Origin of the sequence: Pseudomonas sp. UBA7500, from assembly GCF_002478435.1 — a bacterium.
Lineage (GTDB): Bacteria > Pseudomonadota > Gammaproteobacteria > Pseudomonadales > Pseudomonadaceae > Aquipseudomonas > Aquipseudomonas palmensis.
The window spans coordinates 50446-70903 of the sequence record NZ_DLNW01000055.1 but is presented as its reverse complement, the minus strand read 5'-3'; the positions used below and the strand labels follow the sequence as shown (position 1 = coordinate 70903).

At 59.8% G+C, this 20458-nt stretch carries 23 protein-coding genes; 13 read left to right on the top strand and 10 right to left on the bottom strand.

The genetic code is table 11. The features are described 5' to 3' along the window. Positions 1–770: 770 nt before the first annotated feature. From B4I46_RS24580 to B4I46_RS24570, 3 genes are all read right to left on the bottom strand, one after another. On the bottom strand, positions 771–1415 hold the full coding sequence (locus B4I46_RS24580; RefSeq protein ID WP_286902253.1) for an SLATT domain-containing protein: 645 nt from the start codon (positions 1413–1415) through the stop codon (positions 771–773). 208 nt (positions 1416–1623) lie between these two features. Beyond that, a complete protein-coding gene (locus tag B4I46_RS24575) occupies positions 1624–3063 on the bottom strand; it encodes a reverse transcriptase domain-containing protein (protein ID WP_286902252.1) in 1440 nt (479 codons plus the stop codon). A 576-nt stretch (positions 3064–3639) separates the two neighbouring features. Beyond that, the gene (locus tag B4I46_RS24570) at positions 3640–4221 is read right to left on the bottom strand and encodes a hypothetical protein (RefSeq protein ID WP_286902251.1); all 582 of its coding nucleotides are present in this window, start codon (positions 4219–4221) and stop codon (positions 3640–3642) included. A gap of 577 nt (positions 4222–4798) precedes the next feature. Between B4I46_RS24570 and B4I46_RS24565 the strand changes: the two genes are divergently transcribed. The 10 genes from B4I46_RS24565 (at position 4799) to arsH (ending at position 12959) form a co-directional block, all read left to right on the top strand. Further along, the gene (locus B4I46_RS24565) at positions 4799–5032 is read left to right on the top strand and encodes a hypothetical protein (RefSeq protein WP_286902250.1); all 234 of its coding nucleotides are present in this window, start codon (positions 4799–4801) and stop codon (positions 5030–5032) included. 246 nt (positions 5033–5278) lie between these two features. Next, positions 5279–6724 carry a DUF6765 family protein gene (locus B4I46_RS24560; protein ID WP_286902249.1) on the top strand — a complete coding sequence of 482 codons (1446 nt, stop codon included), beginning with the start codon at positions 5279–5281 and terminating at the stop codon, positions 6722–6724. 142 nt (positions 6725–6866) lie between these two features. Next, positions 6867–7436 (top strand): TetR/AcrR family transcriptional regulator, encoded by a 570-nt coding sequence (locus B4I46_RS24555; RefSeq protein WP_286902248.1) that lies wholly within the window; start codon positions 6867–6869, stop codon positions 7434–7436. Positions 7437–7494: 58 nt separating this feature from the next. Beyond that, positions 7495–8340: an SDR family NAD(P)-dependent oxidoreductase gene (locus B4I46_RS24550; RefSeq protein WP_078479487.1), complete on the top strand. Its 846-nt coding sequence runs from the start codon at positions 7495–7497 to the stop codon at positions 8338–8340. A 60-nt stretch (positions 8341–8400) separates the two neighbouring features. After that, positions 8401–9258: an SDR family NAD(P)-dependent oxidoreductase gene (locus B4I46_RS24545; protein WP_286902247.1), complete on the top strand. Its 858-nt coding sequence runs from the start codon at positions 8401–8403 to the stop codon at positions 9256–9258. Positions 9259–9299: 41 nt separating this feature from the next. Continuing rightward, positions 9300–9998, top strand: coding sequence for an epimerase (locus B4I46_RS24540; protein ID WP_286902246.1), 699 nt, complete (start codon positions 9300–9302; stop codon positions 9996–9998). 98 nt (positions 9999–10096) lie between these two features. After that, the gene (locus B4I46_RS24535; protein ID WP_043860440.1) at positions 10097–10444 is read left to right on the top strand and encodes a metalloregulator ArsR/SmtB family transcription factor; all 348 of its coding nucleotides are present in this window, start codon (positions 10097–10099) and stop codon (positions 10442–10444) included. Between the two features lie 15 nt (positions 10445–10459). Further along, positions 10460–11743 (top strand): arsenic transporter, encoded by a 1284-nt coding sequence (locus tag B4I46_RS24530; protein ID WP_258660004.1) that lies wholly within the window; start codon positions 10460–10462, stop codon positions 11741–11743. 31 nt (positions 11744–11774) lie between these two features. Next, positions 11775–12245, top strand: coding sequence for an arsenate reductase ArsC (locus B4I46_RS24525; RefSeq protein ID WP_286902245.1), 471 nt, complete (start codon positions 11775–11777; stop codon positions 12243–12245). Between the two features lie 12 nt (positions 12246–12257). Further along, positions 12258–12959, top strand: coding sequence for an arsenical resistance protein ArsH (gene arsH, locus B4I46_RS24520; protein WP_043860437.1), 702 nt, complete (start codon positions 12258–12260; stop codon positions 12957–12959). Between the two features lie 27 nt (positions 12960–12986). On the opposite strand, the gene B4I46_RS24515 is transcribed toward arsH, so the two are convergent. Both B4I46_RS24515 and B4I46_RS24510 read right to left on the bottom strand, forming a co-directional pair. After that, positions 12987–13760, bottom strand: a complete 774-nt coding sequence (locus tag B4I46_RS24515; protein WP_054914890.1) for a ParA family protein — start codon at positions 13758–13760, stop codon at positions 12987–12989. A gap of 109 nt (positions 13761–13869) precedes the next feature. Continuing rightward, positions 13870–14439: a TetR/AcrR family transcriptional regulator gene (locus B4I46_RS24510; RefSeq protein WP_286902244.1), complete on the bottom strand. Its 570-nt coding sequence runs from the start codon at positions 14437–14439 to the stop codon at positions 13870–13872. 138 nt (positions 14440–14577) lie between these two features. Between B4I46_RS24510 and B4I46_RS24505 the strand changes: the two genes are divergently transcribed. Then, complete coding sequence (locus tag B4I46_RS24505) at positions 14578–15366, top strand: SDR family NAD(P)-dependent oxidoreductase (protein WP_286902243.1); 789 nt, start codon at positions 14578–14580, stop codon at positions 15364–15366. A 244-nt stretch (positions 15367–15610) separates the two neighbouring features. Beyond that, a complete protein-coding gene (locus tag B4I46_RS24500; RefSeq protein WP_054914887.1) occupies positions 15611–16543 on the top strand; it encodes an alpha/beta fold hydrolase in 933 nt (310 codons plus the stop codon). Positions 16544–16585: 42 nt separating this feature from the next. Here the strand turns inward: B4I46_RS24500 and B4I46_RS24495 are convergent, their stop codons facing one another. The 4 genes from B4I46_RS24495 to B4I46_RS24480 all read right to left on the bottom strand — a co-directional run bounded on the left by B4I46_RS24495 (position 16586) and on the right by B4I46_RS24480 (position 18600). Then, on the bottom strand, positions 16586–16927 hold the full coding sequence (locus tag B4I46_RS24495) for a HopJ type III effector protein (RefSeq protein WP_043860432.1): 342 nt from the start codon (positions 16925–16927) through the stop codon (positions 16586–16588). After that, positions 16920–17216: a DUF1244 domain-containing protein gene (locus B4I46_RS24490; RefSeq protein ID WP_123752868.1), complete on the bottom strand. Its 297-nt coding sequence runs from the start codon at positions 17214–17216 to the stop codon at positions 16920–16922. Before B4I46_RS24490 ends, B4I46_RS24495 begins: the two co-directional genes overlap by 8 nt. Positions 17217–17242: 26 nt before the next feature. Beyond that, positions 17243–17941, bottom strand: a complete 699-nt coding sequence (folM, locus tag B4I46_RS24485) for a dihydromonapterin reductase (RefSeq protein ID WP_054914885.1) — start codon at positions 17939–17941, stop codon at positions 17243–17245. A gap of 86 nt (positions 17942–18027) precedes the next feature. Beyond that, entirely contained in the window at positions 18028–18600 is a 573-nt protein-coding gene (locus B4I46_RS24480) for an antibiotic biosynthesis monooxygenase (RefSeq protein WP_043860429.1), read from the bottom strand. 229 nt (positions 18601–18829) lie between these two features. Here B4I46_RS24480 and B4I46_RS24475 point away from each other — a divergent pair, with 229 nt between their 5' ends. After that, positions 18830–19780, top strand: a complete 951-nt coding sequence (locus tag B4I46_RS24475) for a MerR family transcriptional regulator (RefSeq protein ID WP_043860428.1) — start codon at positions 18830–18832, stop codon at positions 19778–19780. Positions 19781–19848: 68 nt separating this feature from the next. Here the strand turns inward: B4I46_RS24475 and B4I46_RS24470 are convergent, their stop codons facing one another. Next, positions 19849–20457, bottom strand: a complete 609-nt coding sequence (locus B4I46_RS24470) for a hypothetical protein (RefSeq protein ID WP_043860427.1) — start codon at positions 20455–20457, stop codon at positions 19849–19851. Between the last annotated feature and the right edge of the window lies 1 nt (position 20458).

The following is a 20458-nucleotide window of genomic DNA, read 5'->3' as shown; positions in this document are numbered from 1 at the left end:
TTTGTTTCTGGTTGTCTAATATGCCCTTTATACATCTACGCGATATTGGGATATACCTAGATATACCTCGGTTCGACAAGGGATCGTATACCTATGGTGCATACAGTGGAGGCACTGGCCGAGCCTAAATGCGACTTGGGCAAGCTACGTGACAAGGACTACAAGTTAGTCGATGGCAAAGGCATCTATCTGCTAGTAAAGCCATCAGAGGTGAAACTCGGCGGTTGAAATACACCAAACCTGGTGGTCGAGACGGCCCGGGCGCATTCGTCAAGACCTGATTGTTGTGGACCAGGGACAAGAAATCAAGCTCATTGATGACAGTATCGACAAAGCAATTCCTGAATATGAGACGAGCGATCAACCAGCTGTATCGCTGTCCACTGAACGCCTTCAAGAACAGTGGGGTAGGTGTTCAAAAGTTGACAACTATTGAATCGAAGCTATATGCGGGTAAGCAATATGTGGGCTGGGAGACGAACAAATTCCAGGCTTATAAGTTTCGTAATGAAGTATAATCTTATACCGCTTGGGGCTGTAGTAGCTGATAGGGATTTAGCTCGCAATTCTCAGGTCGCAAGATATTTTTCGGCCCTACAGGTCTAATTAGAGGCAAAAAATACCGCTCACTTGTCTAGCATTGGTAACTGAAATTTTGCAAGTGATACTTAAAGAAATCCAGTCCACTAAAAGATTTTAGGGGAATAAAGCTAGTGAAGAATTTGCTAGTGAATTGGATCCGGGTGCGATGTTCTGACTGACGTAGATATCTATGCGGGGATGATTTTGGAGAGAGTGTGCCACATAACATAAAGGGTGATAGCCCACAACCCTGCGTAGTACCAAACACTTGAAGCATTCCAAATTAGCCAAGTAAAGCAAGTTCCCGCTTTTGTTAATTTTAGGTACTCAAATTCCGGCGAATGACGCTTGGTGGCTAAAAAAAATCTATCGTCGGTTGGTGTGTGATTCTCAGTGCACTGACCTTTTATTTTTTCGTACTCTAACCTTAATGAGTTTGCATCGTCTTGGCTAATAGTTGTACTTGCGGGGTTGTTGTTTTTTTCAACTATATGCCCAATTTTGCTTTGAAGGGCGTTTAGAGCTTCCGCATTTACGTGAAGCATGTATGCCTTCACTCCATTTGCCGAGCCCCACTCCATTAGGGTAAAAACTAATATAAATAGACCCATGCATATAGATATTGCTGTGAGCAAGTTGTCTAAGCCGGGAACGCACAAGATTGAGGTTGAGTATATTCTTTGCACAACAGCAATAATTATGCTTATTGCAGAGAAGAGAGCTAGACTAATTGTGGAGAATAATTCCCGTCTCTTGAGTCGACGAGAAGCGTTGTATCTAGCTCCGGACGTTCTCCAGACGGTGGTCTGCAATTTTTTCAGATATTCTAGCATTGACTTTTTCCAAATGATGTGTGCGTGGCGCCTGAGAGATCAGTCAGATCCTCTTCCCGAGCAGCTATCTAATAGCCCTCGAGAAGGTTTAACACTAGGTGTCTGGCCCTGCTTACGCTAGGTTTTGGGCACTTCCGCTCTTGCCAATGAATGGTAAGAGGTACTGCTTGCGCAGTAGGCGCCACTCACGGACGCTAATATACATGGGTTAGGAATAAATTTCACCTTCATCTGAATGCATTGCTGCAAGGACAGCTTTAAGATAATCGTCATATATTTCATCAATCTGTTTATCTGTAAGTGGGATTTCTGGATCTATTCGACCTCTGCTTGCCAGAAAACTGACTTTTTGAGCAGATGTGGTGATGTCATCATAGTTTCTGACGTATCCACCTTTGGGATTGAATTTCATTTCGTAGTACGCCCTACTTAACTTCTTGATGGCGTTAGGTGCTTGTGCATTTATCTCTTGCATGCGTTTGAGCATTCCGAGAATAGCTTGGTCCATTCTGTATAGGAGAGATGTATCCGTTATCTGATTAAAGTATGCAACCCAGCCATACCGTTTATTTCCGCTAATTGCACCGGTGATTTTCTCGTTAAGCTCCATGAAGAAAATTTCGACCAAGCGGTCCTTCGTCAGATATTTTTGTCGCTCCAATCGCTTTGTCTTATTATGTTTGTATTCGGTTAGTTTTTCAGCGATAGACTGCAAGAAGCGTTCAATGGTTGCGTCTCTAACTGTTATTTCTGGCCAAGAAAAAGTGTACCCAAGATAGCCGAACGTAGATGAGATGGGAGCTATTTGTGTCTTACCTGATGTAAGGTTATGCAGCGAAAGTCCTCTTCTGCTCAGGCGTTCTTTAAGGGATTTGTATGATTTTTTGATTAATTCTTCAGGGCCGTATATTAGTACGTCGTCTACATATCTGAAGTATGTTATTTTAGGAGTATTTTTAAAAGCGTCATCAATAACTTGCATGTATATGGATGCAAGAATGTTGGATATGGCAAGCCCCTGAGGGACACCTTCAGTGTGTTGGAATTTAGATCGCTGTGTTTTTTTTGTATTTTTCGGTATTGTTGGGGTTTTTAGTGCGTGCGAAATTAGCTTCAGTGCTTTTTCGCACTTTACTTTTTTAGAGATTTCTTTGTTGAGCCTTCCGGGTTGTATGGAGTCGTAGAAAGTTTTTATATCTGTGCTACAGACCCAGGTCAATAATGGGTCCAGTGTTTTCATGTCTTCTGAGATTTGTCGGACATATGTGCTCGCGATATTTTTCGGCACACGCTCTGGGAAAATAGCTGCGAGATATTTTTGTAGTTGATGAAGTATAACTCTGTCCCTGACAATTGGCACTCCGATAATCCTTGGAGGTTTTCCGCGGCCTTTTAATTTCAGTTTTTCAAGAAATGGTGCGAAGCGAAAGGAACCATCTAGGCACTTATTTGAAGCTACTGTCAATTCAGCAGTTGAGCGACTGGCAAATTGAAAGCCATTGAGCCGGTCAATGCCTTTTGCAGAATTGTTTATAAAGCGCTCATTAAATACCGTTTGTAGGCTGGCGGCGGAAAACATATGTTCAAATAAACTGATGCTGTCCAGTTCTTCATTTGTTGATAAAATATCATCCCAAGTAAATTTCATTATTTCCCTCGGCCCAGTGTTGGCAATTTTATAATTTTCTGTGTATCGGGTGTATGAACTATCGCAATTTAATTTGTTCTGGTATTTTTCTGCATTTTCAGTTCGTTGAGTGTGATTATTAATGGGCGGTATACTGAACTTGCAGTAGCTTTCCGATGCTCAAAAAGTCAAATAAACACAATATGCTAGGTTGTTTTTAATTGCGTTATTTGGTTTTTGCGGTCATCCGCTCGATCTATCTATCAATGCCGCTCTCTCGTTTCAGTTTAAGGAATAGTACCTCTAATTCGAGGCCTTGCTCAGATCACTCGTGACGCGCTTGATCTTGAAAAAACTAACCGAAAATAGAGGGCGTTAAGGAATGGTTATCTGATGTTTGCACTGGGTTAACACTGCCTTTAGTTGGATAATTCAAACCTCAAGTGTTCATGTGCGCTACCCCAAAAATCACTTTTTACGATCAATTCAGACACCTACTTATGCGGTAGCACTTGAAAATTAGACGCATGGATAAGCACGTTTCACATGGTATCTTAAAGATGTTTTGATGCGACTGTCGACAGAGGGAGAGATCATTCAGATGCTCATGCGCTCTCGCAAACGCCTGTCAATTGAACTCATTGTGCTATTAAGAGTTTTTAATTGCTTCACCAGATCCGGCCCGAAACCATGCTCTGCAGACTCAGAATCCCCAAACATCCTTACGTCCAAATTCGACGCTGCTTGAAGTTTTCTCGCAAATAACCCTTTGCGTCGGCCCCGGTAGCAGAAAGCGTCGACACGAATAGCTTCATCGGCAATGTATTTCGTTAAACCTCCGTATTGACCCCAAGTGATGGAAATTCGCTGCCCAGGCGCAAGAAATGGCACCCCGTCGACGATGGCGCCGGAAATCATTGCCTCTGGCATTTCCTCCGGTGGCTGAACCCCGAAGGCTTGATGGGGCAGTGGCCGACTCGTACGAAAAGTAATCGTATGAGCCGCGCCTCGTCCGATGTTTTCAATAAAAAGGTTAATGATTGATGGTCTCTGCAAATCGGGCTGAGCGTAGACGATCACAATCGGATCAGTGGCCGACCGGAAAACAGCATATGTGACCATCGTAGTCGCAACAGCAATTACGGCCATGAAAATCGATACCCACTCAGCTACATCCATCCCTAACTCCTATGTGAGGCGCCGCGATTGCCGGTTCTATCAATATATCAGGCAATGGCGCAAGAGGGCCCAGATCACATGAAAATGCCGGCTCTCCCGAGTAGTAGGGCCATCCTTTTGATCCTGTTTCCTTCAAAAATCTAGGAAATTTCCGCCCGCCTCAGCGCTTGCGAATCGATCCCACGAGGCATAAATTCCTCCAGTCGCAGAAAAATCTGCGATCAGGTGTAGGAACCTGCTGGTAAACTTGGCGCATGCACTAGGCGCCCCCATCACAACGGCTGGCGTTTTTTTCGCTCGCTGCGATGTGTTATGGCGGCTGTGCGTGGGCAGGCTTCGGCCTGGCCGGGTTCCAAGTTTCCCGGTATTCCTACCCCATGCACAGCTGCCACCCAATCCCGTAGGAAGGATCGTGGTAGCTCCAAAATCAAACTTGGAGTCTCATGCATGCCTATCCGCATTCTGAGCAGGATCCTCGCATCCGCTCTCCGCCTCGGTACGCCGGCGGCGTATTCCACGCACCATTTCTACTCCATCTTCACGCAGGCCAGCTACAAGTCACAGGGCGGAAATCCTCATGATTGACCTTGAGCGCCTGTCTATCCTCCAGCGCTACGCCTGGACCCTCGAATTGCTCGGTGAAGCGCTCGTTCAACATGACGAAGTACTGGAGTGTGAACACAACCCGCAACTGAGCTTCCGCAACACAGCAGGTATTCATCAGGCCATCCGGATCATCAGCCGGCTTGCCAGTGAGCAGTGTGGCAAGTTGCTTGAACTTGAAGATCCAGTGTCGGGTGAGGGCGGCTGAGAAAAGTTGAGTTGAAAACCGTTGGATATGCCGCGCCACAGATTAGGCGCGGCTTATCAAAGTCCTATTAAACGAAACTTTAATCAATTCCCAAAAGCACACTTAAGTCTCTTCCTGCAATTCAATGGCAATTAATATAAATAACAATTATCACTTGCTGATGGCTATTTGACACTACCCGTATCCCTGCCTATAAACCCTTGCGGTCTTTTTTTGTTAAACAAAAACTGTTTAGGGGAAAGCGGCATGGATCAGGATTTTCACTTCTACGGTACTTACCACTCAGCACTGTGCGGCGGCTTCAACAAGGACGATGCAACCCTTATTGCCAAGGCAGCCAACTTCATCGACTTCTTCAGCGAGAGCACCTATGCCTCTTACTGGAGCCTGGTCAGCGACACCCAAAAATCTGCCAAGTACAACGTCGTGGCCAAGATGGACAACCCGCGCTACACCTACCAGGGCGGGCTGCTGGGCACGATGGGGGAGCCTGAAGATGGCCTGTGGTGCTCGTACCACTTCATCCCCGGCAACTACAACGACCCGGCCGGCACGCCCAGCCGAGAAGAAACCCATGGCGCTGAAGTGGCCAACTACCTGCCCAAGTTCATCAAGCGCGACACCTTTGGCGGCGAGCAGATACTGAGAAAGTACAACGCCAGCAAGGTGAAGGATCTGCAATACGGCAAGATGCTCAACCGGCCGCAAAGCGCACTCTCGCGCAGGCTTGTTCAAGATGCCGTGCTCTGCGCTACCGATGACGACCGGCTGGAGAAGATCATCAGCCTGGCCATCGGCGGGGCAGAGGTGCTGAAGGACAATCGTGCAGACGTGCTGCGCAGGTTCAGGCTGATCCTGCTGGGGGTCAGGGCGCATGTGATCGCCGACACCTGGGCCCACCAGGACCACTGCGGCCTCGACAACGTGATGAACACCTACTGGGATGCGGACTACGACCCGGACTCCTGGGAATGGTCCAAGATGGGCTACGGCCCACAGGCCATCTATTACATGGACGGCTCGTCGAAAAACTGGAACAGGAAAGTCCTGAAGTCATCCGACACCAAGGGCGTGCCGTTCGCGAACCCCAACTTCGAAGCGGCCCCCAGCGGTACCAGTTATCTGGGCCACGGCTGGCTCGGGCACTTCCCCGACTACAGTTTCGCCAAGTTCAGGTACAAGCCTTGCTGGTCCAACCCCAAGCAGATGGTCGAGCGCGATAACCCCAAGGAATATGAATCCGCCTGGCTCGAGTTGACCAGTTTGTTTTGCCAGGTAAAAACAGGCAGGAAGTTGCAGTTGGATGACCGCATCAAAGGCGAAATGAGCAAAGCCCGCCAGGCCATCGAGGCCCCCTGCGACCTTACCAAGGGCACCTCGGGAAGAAAGAGTTCGGAGCTTGCCTGGAAGGGCATTCTTACCGAAAAGCCAAGTTCGGAAATCAATGTGGACCTGGAGCCCGATACCCATGCGGTTCTGGAGGGCATGGTCCAGATCAGTACCGAGATCCATCGCTTCGGCACCAACTACGTGAATATCCAAAGCGATCTGTACCTGTTCCAGATTGCCGCCGACTATCACTTCCAGTTCGTGAAGCACTACGTTCAGGCCAACGATATCTATCACTTCACAAGCTCGTGGTCGCGGCAGCGGAGTACGTTGTCGGATGCCATCGTGAACCTGTTCGAGTAGCGCCGGATAACGGCTATCAACCCCCGGCGCGATGCCGGGGGCTTGCCGTTCGGCACCGTCGCGCCATCCACCCCTTGCATTTGGCCAAGGGTCAGGAATATAGTTGACTGATTACTCAGTCTTCTTAAGCGAACCTCCCTCCATGGCACGTCCCCTCAGCCCCGAAAAACGTGAAGCCTTGCTGTTGTCTGCAATGCAGGCGGTCGCCGAGCTGGGCGTGATGGCCAGCACGTCGAGCATTGCGCGGCGCGCCGGGGTTGCCGACGGCACCTTGTTCACCTACTTCAGCAGCAAGGAGGTGCTGTTCCAGGAGCTCTACCTGCACCTCAAGCAAAGCCTGGTGACGGCCATGATGTCGGACTTCCCCGCCCAGGCTGACTACCGCCAGCGCATGGAGTACATCTTCAATCGCTATGTCAGCTGGGGCCTGAACAATGCCCTGGAGCGCGTGGTGCTGGCACGGCTGTCGGCGTCGGGGCAGGTAACCGCAGACACCCGCGCACTGGGCGCGCAGCCGTTCCAGGCCGTGTCCAGGACGATGGAGGGCGGGGTAGAGGACGGCGTGCTGATCGATGCCCCGATCAGCTTCATTTCTTCCGTGATCGAGAGTATCGCCACCACCACCATCGAACACATCGAGAAGTCCCCGGAGGAGGCCGACAGCCACCGCCAGCTGGGCTTCCATATGCTGTGGCGCGCCATTACGGAGTAAAAGCCTTGCCTTTTAACTGAGTGATTAATCACTCACAATTTGTAACAGGAGTATCTTCATGGCTGTTCAAAAGTGGTTCATTACCGGTGCTTCGGGTGGCCTGGGCCTGGCCCTTACCGAAAAGGCGCTGGCCCAGGGGCATACCGTGGTCGCCGCAGTGCGTCGGGTCGAGGCGATGCAGGCGTTGCAACAGGCGTATCCAAAGCGCCTTCATGTGGAAGCGCTCGACGTGACCGACCGCGAACAGGTACGCGCCGTTGCTGCCCGCCATCCCGATGTGGAGGTGGTGGTCAACAACGCGGGCGGGGCGGTGATCGGTGCGATGGAAGAGATGACCGACGCCGAAGTCGAGCAGCAGATCGCGCTCAACCTGATGGCGCCGATACAGGTCACCCGCGCCTTCATGGCGGCGATGCGCGCACAGCAGCGCGGTACCTTCATCCATGTCAGCAGCGTCGGCGGCCGTACCGCCTACCCGGGCGGCTCGCTGTACCACGCGGCCAAGTACGGGCTGGAAGGCTTCGCCGAAGCGGTCGCGCAGGAGCTGGCCGAGTTCGGCATCAACACCCTGATCATCGAGCCAGGTTCGATCAAGACCGGCTTCGTGGCCAACATCCGCTGGACCGAGCAGCTCGACGCCTACAAGGGCAGTGCGGTCGGCAACCTGCGCGGGTGGATCGAACAGCATGGCGAAGACACCGCCTCGGGCGACCCACTGAAAATGGCCGACGCCATCTACACCCTCAGCCAGCTGCACAAGCCGCCGCTGCGCACCGTGCTCGGCGGGGATGCCTATGCGGCGCTGGAGGCAGGCTATGCCCGCAGCCTGGCGGACATTCAGGCACAGAAGGCGCTTGCCGAGTCGGTGATGCTGGAAGGCAAGGCCGGCTTTCGGCCCGAGTGAGCAGCCCCTCTTTTACGTTGCCCATGCGCCGCGTCGGCGCTTTGAAAAGGTTGAATGATCATGTCTGAAGTCTGGTTGATTACCGGTGCGTCCCGAGGCCTGGGGCGCGCCATTCTGGAGGCGGCGCTGCACAGCGGCGCCAAGGTGCTGGCCACTGCACGCGACATCACACGCTTCGTCGAGCTGCAGGCGCAGTACGGCGCCAACCTGGCCACGTTCGAACTGGACGTGACCGACGAACAGCAGGCCAGGCACGCCGTGGCCGAGGCCGTGCGCCGTTTTGGCCGGCTGGATGTGCTGGTCAACAACGCGGGCTTCGGCCATATCCAGCCGTTCGAGCATATCCCCACCGATGATTTTCGCGCCGAGGTCGAGACCAATCTGTTCGGCGTGGTCAACCTCACCCGTGCGGCCATTCCGGTGATGCGTTCCCAGGGCCGCGGCCATATCTTTCAGGTGTCATCGGCCGGCGGTCGCATCGCAAGCCCGGGTCTGTCGGCCTATCAGGCGGCCAAATGGGCCGTGGGCGGGTTCAGCGACGTGGTCGGCAAGGAGGTCGCGCCGTTCGGCATCCAGGTGTGCACCCTGGAGCCCGGCGGCATGCGTACCGACTGGGGCCACCAGGCCCGCAGCACGCTCACCGGGCTGGCCCCGGACTACATGGCGTCGATGGCCGCGTTCAAGGCCTTGATCGAGTCCTACGTGGGCAACGAAGTGGGCGACCCCGAGCGCATTGCACAGCTGATCGTGGCGCTGGCCGCTCGTGAAGGGCTGCCGTCGCGTCTACTGTTGGGGTCGGACGCCTTGTATGTGGTCGAGGTGGAAGAGGCCGCCCGCAGCGAAGCGATGCAGCGCTGGAAGCCGGTCAGCCTCGCGGCCGATTTCGGCACGGCACCGCCGCAATGGCCGTCGGCATGAAGCCGGCGCACCCTTCAGACTGAGCGAGGCCAGCCTACGCCATGAACATAGTGATCTTTGGTGCATCCGGCATGATCGGCAGCGGGGTGCTGCGCGAATGCCTGGCGGCGCAGGATGTGGAGTCCGTTCGCTTGATCGGGCGCTCACGCCTGAACGCCCAGCACCCCAAGCTCCGGCAGGTGGTCAGGCCGGCCTTCGCCGATAACCCGTCCACGCTGCTCGACGACGACCTGCGCGATGTGGATGCGTGTTTCTTCTGCCTGGGCGTTTCGGCGGCGGGCATGACCCAGGCGCGGTACACCCACATGACCTACCGCCTGACCCTGGCGGTGGCCCAGCGCGTGTGCGAGCTCAACCCGCATGCCACCTTCATCTACGTCTCCGGGGCGGGCGCCGACAGCAGCGAAACCAGCTCGACGATGTGGGCGCGGGTGCGCGGCATGACGGAGAACAGCCTGCTGCGCCTGCCGTTCAGGCGCGTGCACATCCTGCGCCCGGCGGTGATTCAACCGTTGCACGGTGCCACCTCCAGAACCCGCGCGTACCGCGTGTTCTACCGGTTCACCGGCCCGCTGCTGAGCCTGGCGCGTGCGCTGTTGCCCGAAAAGGTGCTGAGCACCGAGGTCATCGGCCAGGCAATGCTGTCGATCGCCCGCCATGGTGCCACCCAGCCCGTGCTCGGTTCGGCGCAGATCTACCACACGGCCTTGCGCGAAAAACCGGCCCCCAACGGCGGGTGACGCGCTGGGGAGGTTGATGGCAGGCGCTGAAAAATCCGGTTGCAGATAACATATGGATATCCGTATATTCGGTTATCCATATGTAAGGGCCGCCCACAATGATTACCCCACCCGAGCTGTTCAAGAGCCTGGCCGACGAAACCCGCGCTCGCGCTGCACTGCTGATCGCAGAGCAGGGCGAGCTGTGCGTCTGCGAGCTGATGTGCGCCCTGGGCGACAGCCAGCCCAAGATCAGCCGTCACCTGGCGCAGCTGCGTACCAGCGGCCTGCTGCTCGACCGTCGCCAGGGGCAGTGGGTGTATTACCGTCTCAACCCGCAACTGCCCGGCTGGGTGCACGACCTGCTGCAGGTGACGCTGCGCGCCAATGCCGACTGGCTCAAGGACAACACCACACGCTTGCACAACATGGACGGTCGCCCCGTTCGTGCTGCTGCCTGCTGCTGAGCCAGGAGCGCCCCGATGCTGACTGCCATCGCTGTTTTCCTGCTCACCCTGACCCTGGTCATCTGGCAACCCCGCGGCCTGGGCGTCGGCTGGAGCGCCAGCCTCGGCGCACTGCTGGCCCTGGCGCTGGGCGCGGTGTCGTTGCACGACATCCCCACGGTGTGGGCGATTGTGTGGAACGCCACCGCCACCTTCATCGCGATCATCGTCATCAGCCTGCTGCTCGACGAGGCCGGCTTCTTCGAATGGGCAGCCCTGCACGTGGCCCGCTGGGCGCGCGGCAACGGGCGCCGGCTGTTTGCCTTCATCGTACTGCTGGGCGCTGCGGTCTCGGCGCTGTTCGCCAACGATGGCGCGGCGCTGATCCTTACCCCTATCGTCATGTCGATGCTGCTGGCGCTGCGTTTCTCCCCGGCTGCGACCCTGGCGTTCGTCATGGCCGCAGGCTTCATTGCCGACACCGCCAGCCTGCCGCTGGTGGTCTCCAACCTGGTGAACATCGTCTCGGCCGATTACTTCGGCCTGGGCTTTGGCGAATACGCGGCGGTGATGGTGCCGGTGAACCTGGTGAGTGTGGCGGCCACCTTGCTGGTGCTGTTCCTGTACTTTCGCCGCGACATACCGGTGGTGTACGAAGTACAGGCACTGAAGGCGCCGGTGCTGGCGATTCGCGACCGCGCCACCTTCCGCGTGGGCGGGGGCGTGCTGGTGGCGCTGCTGGTGGGCCTGTTCCTGCTCGAGCCGCTGGGCATCCCGATCAGCGCCGTGGCGGCGGCCTGTGCAGTGGTGCTGTTCATTGTCGCTGCGCGCGGGCATGTGATCTCTACCCGGCGCGTGCTGCGCGAGGCGCCCTGGCAGATCGTGGTGTTCTCGCTGGGCATGTACCTGGTGGTGTACGGCCTGAAAAACGCCGGCCTTACCGACCTGCTCACCCAGTTGCTGGACCGTCTTGCCGCCTATGGCGTGTGGGGCGCGTCGCTGGGCACCGGGCTGCTTGCCGCAGTGCTGTCCTCGGTGATGAACAACCTGCCCAGCGTGCTGATCGGCGCGCTTTCGATCCACGCCAGCGAAGCACAGGGTGTGGTGCGCGAGGCGATGGTCTACGCCAACGTCATCGGCTGCGACCTGGGCCCCAAGATCACTCCCATCGGCAGCCTGGCCACATTGCTCTGGCTGCATGTGCTGGCGCGCAAGGGTACGCGCATCACCTGGGGCTACTACTTCAAGGTCGGCCTGCTGCTGACCGTGCCGGTGCTGTTGATCACGCTTTCGGCCCTGGCCCTGCGCCTGAGCCTTTGACCATTCTGCCTGCCAAAGGGAGTACACCACCATGCGAGTTCTGTTCATGTGCACGGCCAACAGCTGTCGCAGCATCCTCTGCGAAGCGATGTTCAATCACCTCGCCCCGGCGGGCTTCGAGGCGTTGAGCGCTGGCAGCTTCCCCAGGGGGCAGGTGTTGCCGCGCAGCCTGCTGACCCTGCAGCAGGCCGGCATCAGTACAGCGGGCCTGAGCAGCAAGGGCAACGAGGCCTTCGCGGCCAACCCGCCGGATATCGTCATCACCGTGTGCGACAAGGCCGCAGGCGAGGCGTGCCCGGCGTTTTTCGGCCCGGCGCTCAAGGCCCACTGGGGCCTGGCCGACCCTTCCGAACAACCCGGCACCGACGACGAGGTGGAGGCGAACTTTCACCATGCGCTGGCGCGTATCGAGCGTCGCTGCCGGGCGTTTTTCGCGCTGTCATTCAGCCAGCTCGATGCCCACGCGCTCAAGCGTGAACTCGACCGCATTGCCACGCTCTGACCCGGAGGCCCCATGCACCACGACCTGCCCAACCTCGACCCGAGCCTGTTCGAAGGCCTGCCTACCGCCCTGCAGGCCGGCGAGCGAAAGCCGCGCATCCTGTTGCTGTACGGCTCCACCCGCGAGCGTTCCTTCAGCCGGTTGCTGACCGAGGAGGCCGCGCGCCTGCTCCAGCATTTTGGCGCCCAGACGCGCATCTTCGACCCCAGCGGCTTGCCACTGCCAGACGACGTACCGGTGGAGCACCCCAAGGTTCAGGAACTGCGCGAGCTGGTGCTGTGGTCCGAAGGCCAGGTGTGGTGTTCGCCTGAACGGCACGGCGCGATGTCGGCGGTGTTCAAGGCGCAGATCGACTGGGTGCCGCTGGCCCTCGGCGCCATTCGCCCCACCCAGGGCAAGACCCTGGCCGTGATGCAGGTGTGTGGCGGCTCGCAGTCGTTCAACGTGGTCAATCAGCTGCGCGTGCTGGGGCGCTGGATGCGCATGTTCACCATCCCCAACCAGTCGTCCGTGCCCAAGGCGTACATGGAGTTCGACGAGCAGGGCCGCATGAAGCCCTCGCCGTATTACGACCGGGTGGTGGATGTGATGGAAGAGCTGGTCAAGTTCACCCTGCTGCTGCGCGACAGCCAGGCGCACCTGGTGGACCGCTACTCCGAGCGCAAGGAAACGGCGCAGGCGTTGTCCGATCGCATGCGCCAGGCGTCGATCTGACGCCAGGGCGCAACCGGCGGGCAGCCCTCAGGCAGCCCGCTCCAGCGCCCCCAGCAGGTCGACGAATTCGCGCGACAGCTTGTGCCGCGGTGCCATGTGCACCAGCGGCACCGACAGCTCGTGGGATTCGCGCATCTTCACCGAGCTGCTCAGGTACACCGGCAGCACCGGCAGCCCCTCGGCCAGCAGTTCGTCCACCAGGCTCTGGTGCAGCGCGGTGCGCGCGACGAACTGGTTGGCCACCACGCCTTCCACCTGCAGCGACTCGTTGTGGTCCTGGCGCAGTTCTTCCACCTGCTCGATCACGCTGTACAGCGCCTGGCGCGAAAAGCTGTCGCAATCGAACGGAATCAGCAGGCGGTCGGCGGCCACCAGCGCGCTGAAGGTGTAGAAGTTCAGCGACGGCGGGGTGTCGATGTAGATGCGCTCGTAGTCTTCGGACAGTTCAACCAGCAGCTTGCGCAGCTTGTTGATCTTGAACTTGCTCTCCAGCTTGGGCTGCAGGTCGGCCAGGTCGGGGCTGGCGGTCACCAGGTCGAGGTTGTCGTAGCGGGTGGGGGTGATGCACACGCGCCCGCGCTTGCTGCCCGGTGCGCTGGAGAGGGTCTGCTTGAAGAAGTCGCTGATGCCGGCCGGGATGTCGTCGCCGAGCAGGCCGGTGAGGTAGTGGGTGGTGTTGGCCTGGGGGTCGAGGTCCACCAGCAGCGTCCGATACCCTTCGGCGGCGCTGACGGCGGCAAGGTTGCAGGCGATGCTGGTCTTGCCCACGCCCCCTTTCTGATTGAATACGACACGGCGCATTGAGTTTCGAGTCCTTGTCAAAGGCCCGCTGCAACAGGGCTGCAGCGGGAACAGCTTCCATACTATGACCAAAAGGTTGCAGTTTTAAGACAACTGCGGGGCGGGCACCTCAGTCGGGGAGCGGGGCAACGATGGCCTTGCGGCACACCTCGATGATTTCGTCGGCCAATGGCGCATCGTCCGGGCAGGCGCGCGACAGCATGATCGCGCCCACCGCCTGGGCAAAGCGCTCGATCATCCTGGCGCGTGCGGTGTGCGGGTCTTGATCGCCGTTTTCGGCACCTGCGTGCTCGGCCCGCTTGAGCAGGCCCTCCAGGCCCTCGGCAAAGGTCGCCTTGATTGCGGCCGGCTGGCGCGCCGCGTCGCCACACAGGGCGGCCATGGTGCAGCCGGTGCTGCGTGCATCGCGGTGTTCGCGCGACAGGTAACGCTGGAAAAATTGCGCCACGTCCAGCGCTTCTTCGGCGCTGGCAGTCTTGGCCAGCCCGCAGGCAGCAGCCTCGGCCATCAGGTCGGCCTTGGAGCCGAAGTGCTTGTAGAAGCCTCCGTGGGTAAACCCTGCCGCCGCCATCAGGTCTGCCACGCCCACCCCGTCATAGCCGCGCTCGCGAAACAGTTCGGACGCGGTTTCGACGATGTGCGCGCGATTGGCCTGCGCCTGTGCCTTGGTGACCCTCATGTGCAGATTCCTCGCTGCGTGTGCCGTCAGTCAGGGGCCCACTATACATTGATGTCAACCATCATCAAAACCGTTGACGATTAAGATTATGATCATCATCATAGCGGCTCGTTACCCACCCATCGAGAGCGCAACCCCATGACTACCCTTGCCACTGTTCTCATCACTGGTGCTTCTTCCGGTATCGGCGCTACCTACGCCGAGCGTTTTGCCCGTCGTGGCCATGACCTGGTGCTGGTAGCCCGCGACAGGCATCGCCTTGACGGGCTGGCCAGCCGCCTGGCCCAGGCTCATGGCGTGGTCGTCGAGGTGTTGCAGGCCGACCTCACCCTGGCCCAAGACCTTGCCAGGGTCGAAACCCGCCTGCGCGAAGATGCCCGCATCGGCGTCCTCATCAACAACGCCGGGGCGGCGCAGTCGGGGGCCTTCGTCGAGCAGAGCGCCGACAGCGTCACGCGCATCATCACGCTCAACACCCTCGCGCTGGCGCGTCTGGCCCATGCCATCGCGCCACGGTTGGCGCAGGCCGGGGAGGGGGCCATCGTCAATATCGGCTCGGTGGTAGGGCTGGCACCGGAGCTGGGCATGACGGTGTATGGCGCCACCAAGGCGTTCGTGCAGTTCCTCTCGCAGGGGCTGAGCCTGGAGCTCTCGCCCAGCGGCGTATACGTGCAGGCGGTGTTGCCTGCGGCCACGCGTACCGAGATCTGGGAGCGCTCGGGCATCGACATCAACACCCTGACGCAGGTGATGGAGGTGGACCACCTGGTGGATGCGGCGCTGGTGGGGTTCGATCGCCGCGAGGGGGTGACCATCCCGCCGTTGCATGACGACGCCCGCTGGACGGCCTTCCAGGCGGCGCGTCACACCCTGATCTCGGACATCCGCCAGGCCGAGGTGGCGGCGCGCTACACCGAGCTTGCCTGAGGCGGGCGCGGGCCGGCGCGCCGGTGATCGGCGGCCAGCGCCCGCGCAACCTGCCGGTGGCCGAACCCACAATGATAAGTCGCTGCGCCCCTGGGGCTGAATGACCTGTTCGGGCTGGTACTGCGACGCACCGCGCGTTACGTTAGCCAGAAACAGACGGTCTACGCCTCGCGCATCACCCACACGGGCTGGCCACCCGCTGGCCGATGCTGCGCTGCGAAGGGCCCTGAAGGAGCCGGCACCGATGAATCAACCCCTCACCACCCAGGCGCCCAGCGTTGCCCAGCCGTTTCGCGAAGAGGCGGCAGACGGCTTCAGCCTGGGCGGCTTCACCTGGCGCCACGGCGCGGCGGACCCCACGCGGGCGGTGGTCATCATCAACGCCGCCACCTCGGTGCGCTGCCGTTTCTACTCGCGTTTTGCCGACTACCTGTTTGCCCATGGCGCCGACGTGATCACCTACGACTACCGCGGCATCGGCGAATCGCGCCCTGCCGCCTTGCGGGGTTTTCAGGCCAGCTGGTCGGACTGGGGCCGGCTGGATTTCGAGGCGATGCTCCAGCGCGCCCGGCGCGAGTTTCCCGGGCAGCCCATCGATGTGGTCGGGCACAGTTTCGGCGGTTGCGCGCTGGGCCTGGCGGCGTCGGCGGCGAGCATCCGGCGGGTGGTCACGGTGGGCGCGCAGTTCGCCTACTGGCGTGACTATGCCCCGGGCAGCCGCTGGCAACTGCTGTGCAAATGGCACTTGGCAATGCCGCTGCTGACCCGCGTGTTCGGCTACTTTCCCGGCAAGCGCCTGGGTTGGATGGAGGACACCCCGGCCGGCGTGGTGCGCGACTGGGTGACACCCGCCGCTACCTATGAACAGCGGCCCAGCGGTCGCGCGCTGGGGGCGTTGGGCTTTGGCCAGGTGCAGGCCAGTATCCTGGCGATCAGCCTGACCGACGACCCGTTCGGTACGGTGCCGGCCATCGAGCGCCTGCTGGGCTACTTTACCGCCAGCGCGTGCACGCACCTGCGCATCGCCGCACAGCAGGTCGATGCCAAGGGGGTCGGTCATTTCGCGTTCTTTCACAGCCGCTTTCAGGCGCAGCTGTGGCCCATTGCACTGGGCTGGCTGCGCAGTGCACAACTGCCGGCGCAGGTGCCCGGGCAGGTGATCGAACCCCAGGCATGAAAAAACGGCCCAGGTGGGCCGTTCTTGTGCAGCGGTGTGGCGTCAGCCCTTGCGTTGCAGCGGCGCGCCGGCGAACGTCACGCCGGCCAGGCCGTGCTGCATCAGCGCACGGATATTGGCGTGGTCGCTGCCCTCGGGGGTGGCCAGCACCGAGCGGTAGTGCTCGCCGAACGCCAGCAGCGCGTGCTGGTCGCTCAGGCCTTCGAGCAGTGCCAGGCCCAGGGTCTTGCACGACCCTTCGTTCTGCCCGGCGGCGTTTTCCACACCGCCATTGGTGAAGGCCTGTGGCTGGTAGGTGTAGCCCTGGGCGATGAACGCCAGCGTGTCGGCGAATACATGTTCGCCACTGTCGAGTTGGCTGCGCAGGGTGTTCAGGTCAGTCATGGGGTTTTCCTTTGGCGAACGCCGCTTGCTGTTCGGCGCTGGCTTCTTTCTGGTAATGGGTTTTCCACTCGGCGTAGGGCATGCCGTAGACCACTTCGCGGGCGTCATCCAGGCTCAGGTCGATCTGGCGCTCGTCGGCGGCGGCCTTGTACCACTTGGAGAGGCAGTTGCGGCAGAAGCCGGACAGGTTCATCAGGTCGATGTTCTGCACATCGGTGCGCTCGCGCAGGTGCGCTACCAGGCGGCGAAAGGCCGCCGCTTCGAGTTCGAGTTGCTGTTGCGGGTCCATGGGGGTTCCCTTCACGGTGCAGCGGCTCATCCGGCCGCGATGCGGTTCTTCAAATGGCGGCCACCGTTGATGACCACGTTGCTGCCGGTGCTGTACTGGCTGTCGAGCAGGAACATCACGGCCTCGATCAGCGGCTGGGCACCGGGTTCGAATTCAAGCAGGGCCTTCTTCAGCGCCTGCTGGCGGTACTGCTCGTCGCCGTCTTCCTTGAAGATCAGCAGGCCGGGCAGGATGGCGTTGACGCGCACGCTGGGGGCGTACTTCTCGGCGAACGACAGCACCATGTTCTGCAACGCCGCCTTGGTGGCGGCATAGCCGATATGGCTCTTGCTGCCGCGCGAGGAGGTTTCGTCGCAGATGTGGATGATGTCCGACTTGTCCAGCTTGAGCAGTTGCTCACCCAGTGCCAGGTTCAGGTGGTACGGCGCTTCCACGTGCAACTTGAACATGGTGTTCAGGTTGGCCAGGTCATCGTCGAGCCACAGCGAGGCGTTGTGGATGATCGCCCGCAGGCCGTCATAGCGGCTGCGCAGGTGGTCGATCAGGGCCAGGCGGTCCTGCTCCAGGCACAGGTCGGCCTGGAACTGCACGATGTTCGGGTGGGGCGCCTGCGCGCTGATGCTGCGGCTGGCGCTGACGACCGTGTGGCCGGCCTGCGCCAGTTTGATGGCCAGCGCGAGCCCGACTCGCTGGCTGGCCCCGGTAACAAGAATTGGGCTGTTCATGTAATGGGCGGTCAACTTCAGATATTCGCTTGGGTAGGCCCCAGCATACCCGAACTCGCCGCCGTTGCACGCCCCGGGGCGCTGCGTCAGCGGGTGCCCACGGGCGGCGCGGCAACGCTCTGCGGGGCAGGCTTGGGGTGCAGCCAGCTGGCCAGCAGGTGGGTCGACAGCGGGATGAACAGGTAGACCATCAGCGGGGTCAGGGCCAGGGTGCTCAGCAGTACCCGTGGCACCAGGCCGAGCTCGCCCAGCCAGTGGCCGAACAGCAGGTTGAAGGCCAGCGACACCGGAAAGAACGCCAGCCAGATGGCCACGGCCTGTTTCCAGCGCGGTGGACGTTGTGCCAGGGCCGGGCCGAACCAGCCGTCGATGCCGCTGACCCGGTGCTCGTGGGGCTGCTGGAACAGGCCGTTGCCGCGGGCCAGCCAGGCGCTGCGCGAGGCGGAAAACTCCCAGGCATGCAGGGTTTTCTCGTCGGCGAAGCGGAAGATGATCTGGAATTCGTCGTCGTTGGGCGGCGGGGCCAGCACGCCGGAACCCAGGTAGCCGGGAAAGTCGGTAGCCAGCTGTTCGCCTTCGCGCAGCCAGGCGATCAGGTCTTCGTAGCGGCCCTCGGCAACGCGGCGCGCCACCATCAAGGTAACCGGAGGGGTAGACATCGTGTATCTCCTGGTAAAAACCGGCGCGGCGGGTAGCCACGGCCATGCAACGCTGCCCGGGGTGGTGGGTGGCGTTCGAGTGTTCGTGTGGGAACAAGCAAGGATTATTCCGCAAATAAGCTGACTCGTCAGTGCTGATGTGTCGGCTGCCCGGCGCATGGTGCTTGCGGCGGGCTGGTACAAGGGGAGTAGAATTGCCTTTCACTACGCAATCACGGTCTTTACGGCGATGATCGAGCCTGATTCGGCTTCCCTCCCTGATGCTCCCCACCGCCAGGAGGAGCTTTTCCCCATCCGTGAAGTGGCGCGCCTGACCGGCATCAACCCGGTCACCCTGCGTGCCTGGGAGCGCCGTTATGGGCTGATCCAGCCGGTACGCACCGAAAGTGGGCACCGCCTGTATTCCCAGGCCGACATCGATGACGTGCGCAGCATTCTGGGTTGGATCGAGCGCGGCGTGGCGGTGAGCAAGGTCGGCAAGATCCTTGCGCGCAACCAGGCGACCCAGCAGCAGGCCCCCTCGGCCCAGGCGCCCGGCACCCAGGCGGACTGGAAACAGTGGCAGGTGCAGCTGCGCCAGGCCGTCAAGGCATTCGACGAGAGGCGCCTGGAGCAGGTGTACGGGCAGGTCTTCGCCAGCTATCCGCTGGTGGTGGTGTTCCAGGACATCCTGATGCCGGTATGGCACGACCTGTGCGCGGCCGGCGAGGCATTCGGTGCGCAGAGCGAGTGGCTGTTTCTCGATGGTTTCCTGCGTGCCCGGGCCTTGCAGCGCCTGCAACTGGCCCGCGAACAGCAGGAGGTAAGCGTGGTGCTGGCGGCGATGCCAGGGCATTGCCGCGAGCTTGAGTTGCTGGTGGCGGCGCTGATGCTGGGCAGCAGCGAGGTGGTGATCAGGGTGTTGGCCGTGGGGCAGCCGCTGGAGGAACTGAGCCTGGTGTGCGAGCGCATGGCGCCGCAGGCACTGGTGCTGTTCTCCAACCATTCACCGACGGCCGAGCTGCCCAAGCGCTTGATGCGCCTGGCCCAGGGCCTGGATTGCCCGTTGCTGTTTGCGGGGGAGGCGGCGGAGCTGGCCCAGGATGCGCTGATGCGCTCGCAGGTGGCGTGCCTGGGCAGTGAGGGGCGCTTGATGCGTCGGCGCTTGCAGCAGTACCTGGCAGAGCACCTGGATACCTGAAACCCCTTCGCCGGCAAGGCCGGNNCCCTGCAGGGGCCGGCCTTGCCGGCGAAAGCCGCGCTGCGGTGTTAATCCGGATGCAATTCGGGATGCGCCAACCGGTGCTGGCGCAGGATGTACTGGCGCAACCGCTCGATCTCTTGGGGCTGGTGCTGGCTCAGCCGATACGCCGCCAGCCCGTCGGCCGTCTTGCGCTGCAAGGTGCCCTGCAGGTTGATCGGCGCGTCGGCCTCGGGGCTGAACCACAGGTTGAAGGTCTTGGGCGGCTTGCGATTGCGCGGTACCTGCACCAGCACACCGCGAAATGACATCTCGCACACCTTGAGGTCGGTGCTCAGGCCCAGCTCGTCGTCCAGCGCAACCGGCGGCTCCAGCGTGAGGCGCCAGGGGCGCATCATCGGCCCGTCTTCATAGATGCTCGGTGCGCCCAGTTGCAGGCTCACCGCATGGAACTCGTCTTCCACCAGCTGCAGCGGAAAGCTCATCTGCTGGTTCTCGAAATTCGCCTGCAGGGTCACCTGCTCCTGGGCCACCAGCCGGGTCAACAGTTGCTGCACCTCGCTGCCGCCATCAAGGCGCAGGCTGGAGGTGACGTCCGTCAGGTTCAGCTGTGGCGAACGGTGCATGGTCTGAATGAAATCCAGCTCATCCTGGGTCAGGAGGGCATCTGATTGCATG

Bases quoted from the DNA above. Each gene is read 5' to 3' on its own strand.
- B4I46_RS24580 (WP_286902253.1), bottom strand. From the start codon at position 1,415: ATGCTAGAATATCTGAAAAAATTGCAGACCACCGTCTGGAGAACGTCC.
- B4I46_RS24575 (WP_286902252.1), bottom strand. From the start codon at position 3,063: ATGAAATTTACTTGGGATGATATTTTATCAACAAATGAAGAACTGGAC.
- B4I46_RS24570 (WP_286902251.1), bottom strand. From the start codon at position 4,221: ATGGATGTAGCTGAGTGGGTATCGATTTTCATGGCCGTAATTGCTGTT.
- B4I46_RS24565 (WP_286902250.1), top strand. From the start codon at position 4,799: ATGATTGACCTTGAGCGCCTGTCTATCCTCCAGCGCTACGCCTGGACC.
- B4I46_RS24560 (WP_286902249.1), top strand. From the start codon at position 5,279: ATGGATCAGGATTTTCACTTCTACGGTACTTACCACTCAGCACTGTGC.
- B4I46_RS24555 (WP_286902248.1), top strand. From the start codon at position 6,867: ATGGCACGTCCCCTCAGCCCCGAAAAACGTGAAGCCTTGCTGTTGTCT.
- B4I46_RS24550 (WP_078479487.1), top strand. From the start codon at position 7,495: ATGGCTGTTCAAAAGTGGTTCATTACCGGTGCTTCGGGTGGCCTGGGC.
- B4I46_RS24545 (WP_286902247.1), top strand. From the start codon at position 8,401: ATGTCTGAAGTCTGGTTGATTACCGGTGCGTCCCGAGGCCTGGGGCGC.
- B4I46_RS24540 (WP_286902246.1), top strand. From the start codon at position 9,300: ATGAACATAGTGATCTTTGGTGCATCCGGCATGATCGGCAGCGGGGTG.
- B4I46_RS24535 (WP_043860440.1), top strand. From the start codon at position 10,097: ATGATTACCCCACCCGAGCTGTTCAAGAGCCTGGCCGACGAAACCCGC.
- B4I46_RS24530 (WP_258660004.1), top strand. From the start codon at position 10,460: ATGCTGACTGCCATCGCTGTTTTCCTGCTCACCCTGACCCTGGTCATC.
- B4I46_RS24525 (WP_286902245.1), top strand. From the start codon at position 11,775: ATGCGAGTTCTGTTCATGTGCACGGCCAACAGCTGTCGCAGCATCCTC.
- arsH (WP_043860437.1), top strand. From the start codon at position 12,258: ATGCACCACGACCTGCCCAACCTCGACCCGAGCCTGTTCGAAGGCCTG.
- B4I46_RS24515 (WP_054914890.1), bottom strand. From the start codon at position 13,760: ATGCGCCGTGTCGTATTCAATCAGAAAGGGGGCGTGGGCAAGACCAGC.
- B4I46_RS24510 (WP_286902244.1), bottom strand. From the start codon at position 14,439: ATGAGGGTCACCAAGGCACAGGCGCAGGCCAATCGCGCGCACATCGTC.
- B4I46_RS24505 (WP_286902243.1), top strand. From the start codon at position 14,578: ATGACTACCCTTGCCACTGTTCTCATCACTGGTGCTTCTTCCGGTATC.
- B4I46_RS24500 (WP_054914887.1), top strand. From the start codon at position 15,611: ATGAATCAACCCCTCACCACCCAGGCGCCCAGCGTTGCCCAGCCGTTT.
- B4I46_RS24495 (WP_043860432.1), bottom strand. From the start codon at position 16,927: ATGACTGACCTGAACACCCTGCGCAGCCAACTCGACAGTGGCGAACAT.
- B4I46_RS24490 (WP_123752868.1), bottom strand. From the start codon at position 17,216: ATGGACCCGCAACAGCAACTCGAACTCGAAGCGGCGGCCTTTCGCCGC.
- folM (WP_054914885.1), bottom strand. From the start codon at position 17,941: ATGAACAGCCCAATTCTTGTTACCGGGGCCAGCCAGCGAGTCGGGCTC.
- B4I46_RS24480 (WP_043860429.1), bottom strand. From the start codon at position 18,600: ATGTCTACCCCTCCGGTTACCTTGATGGTGGCGCGCCGCGTTGCCGAG.
- B4I46_RS24475 (WP_043860428.1), top strand. From the start codon at position 18,830: ATGATCGAGCCTGATTCGGCTTCCCTCCCTGATGCTCCCCACCGCCAG.
- B4I46_RS24470 (WP_043860427.1), bottom strand. From the start codon at position 20,457: ATGCAATCAGATGCCCTCCTGACCCAGGATGAGCTGGATTTCATTCAG.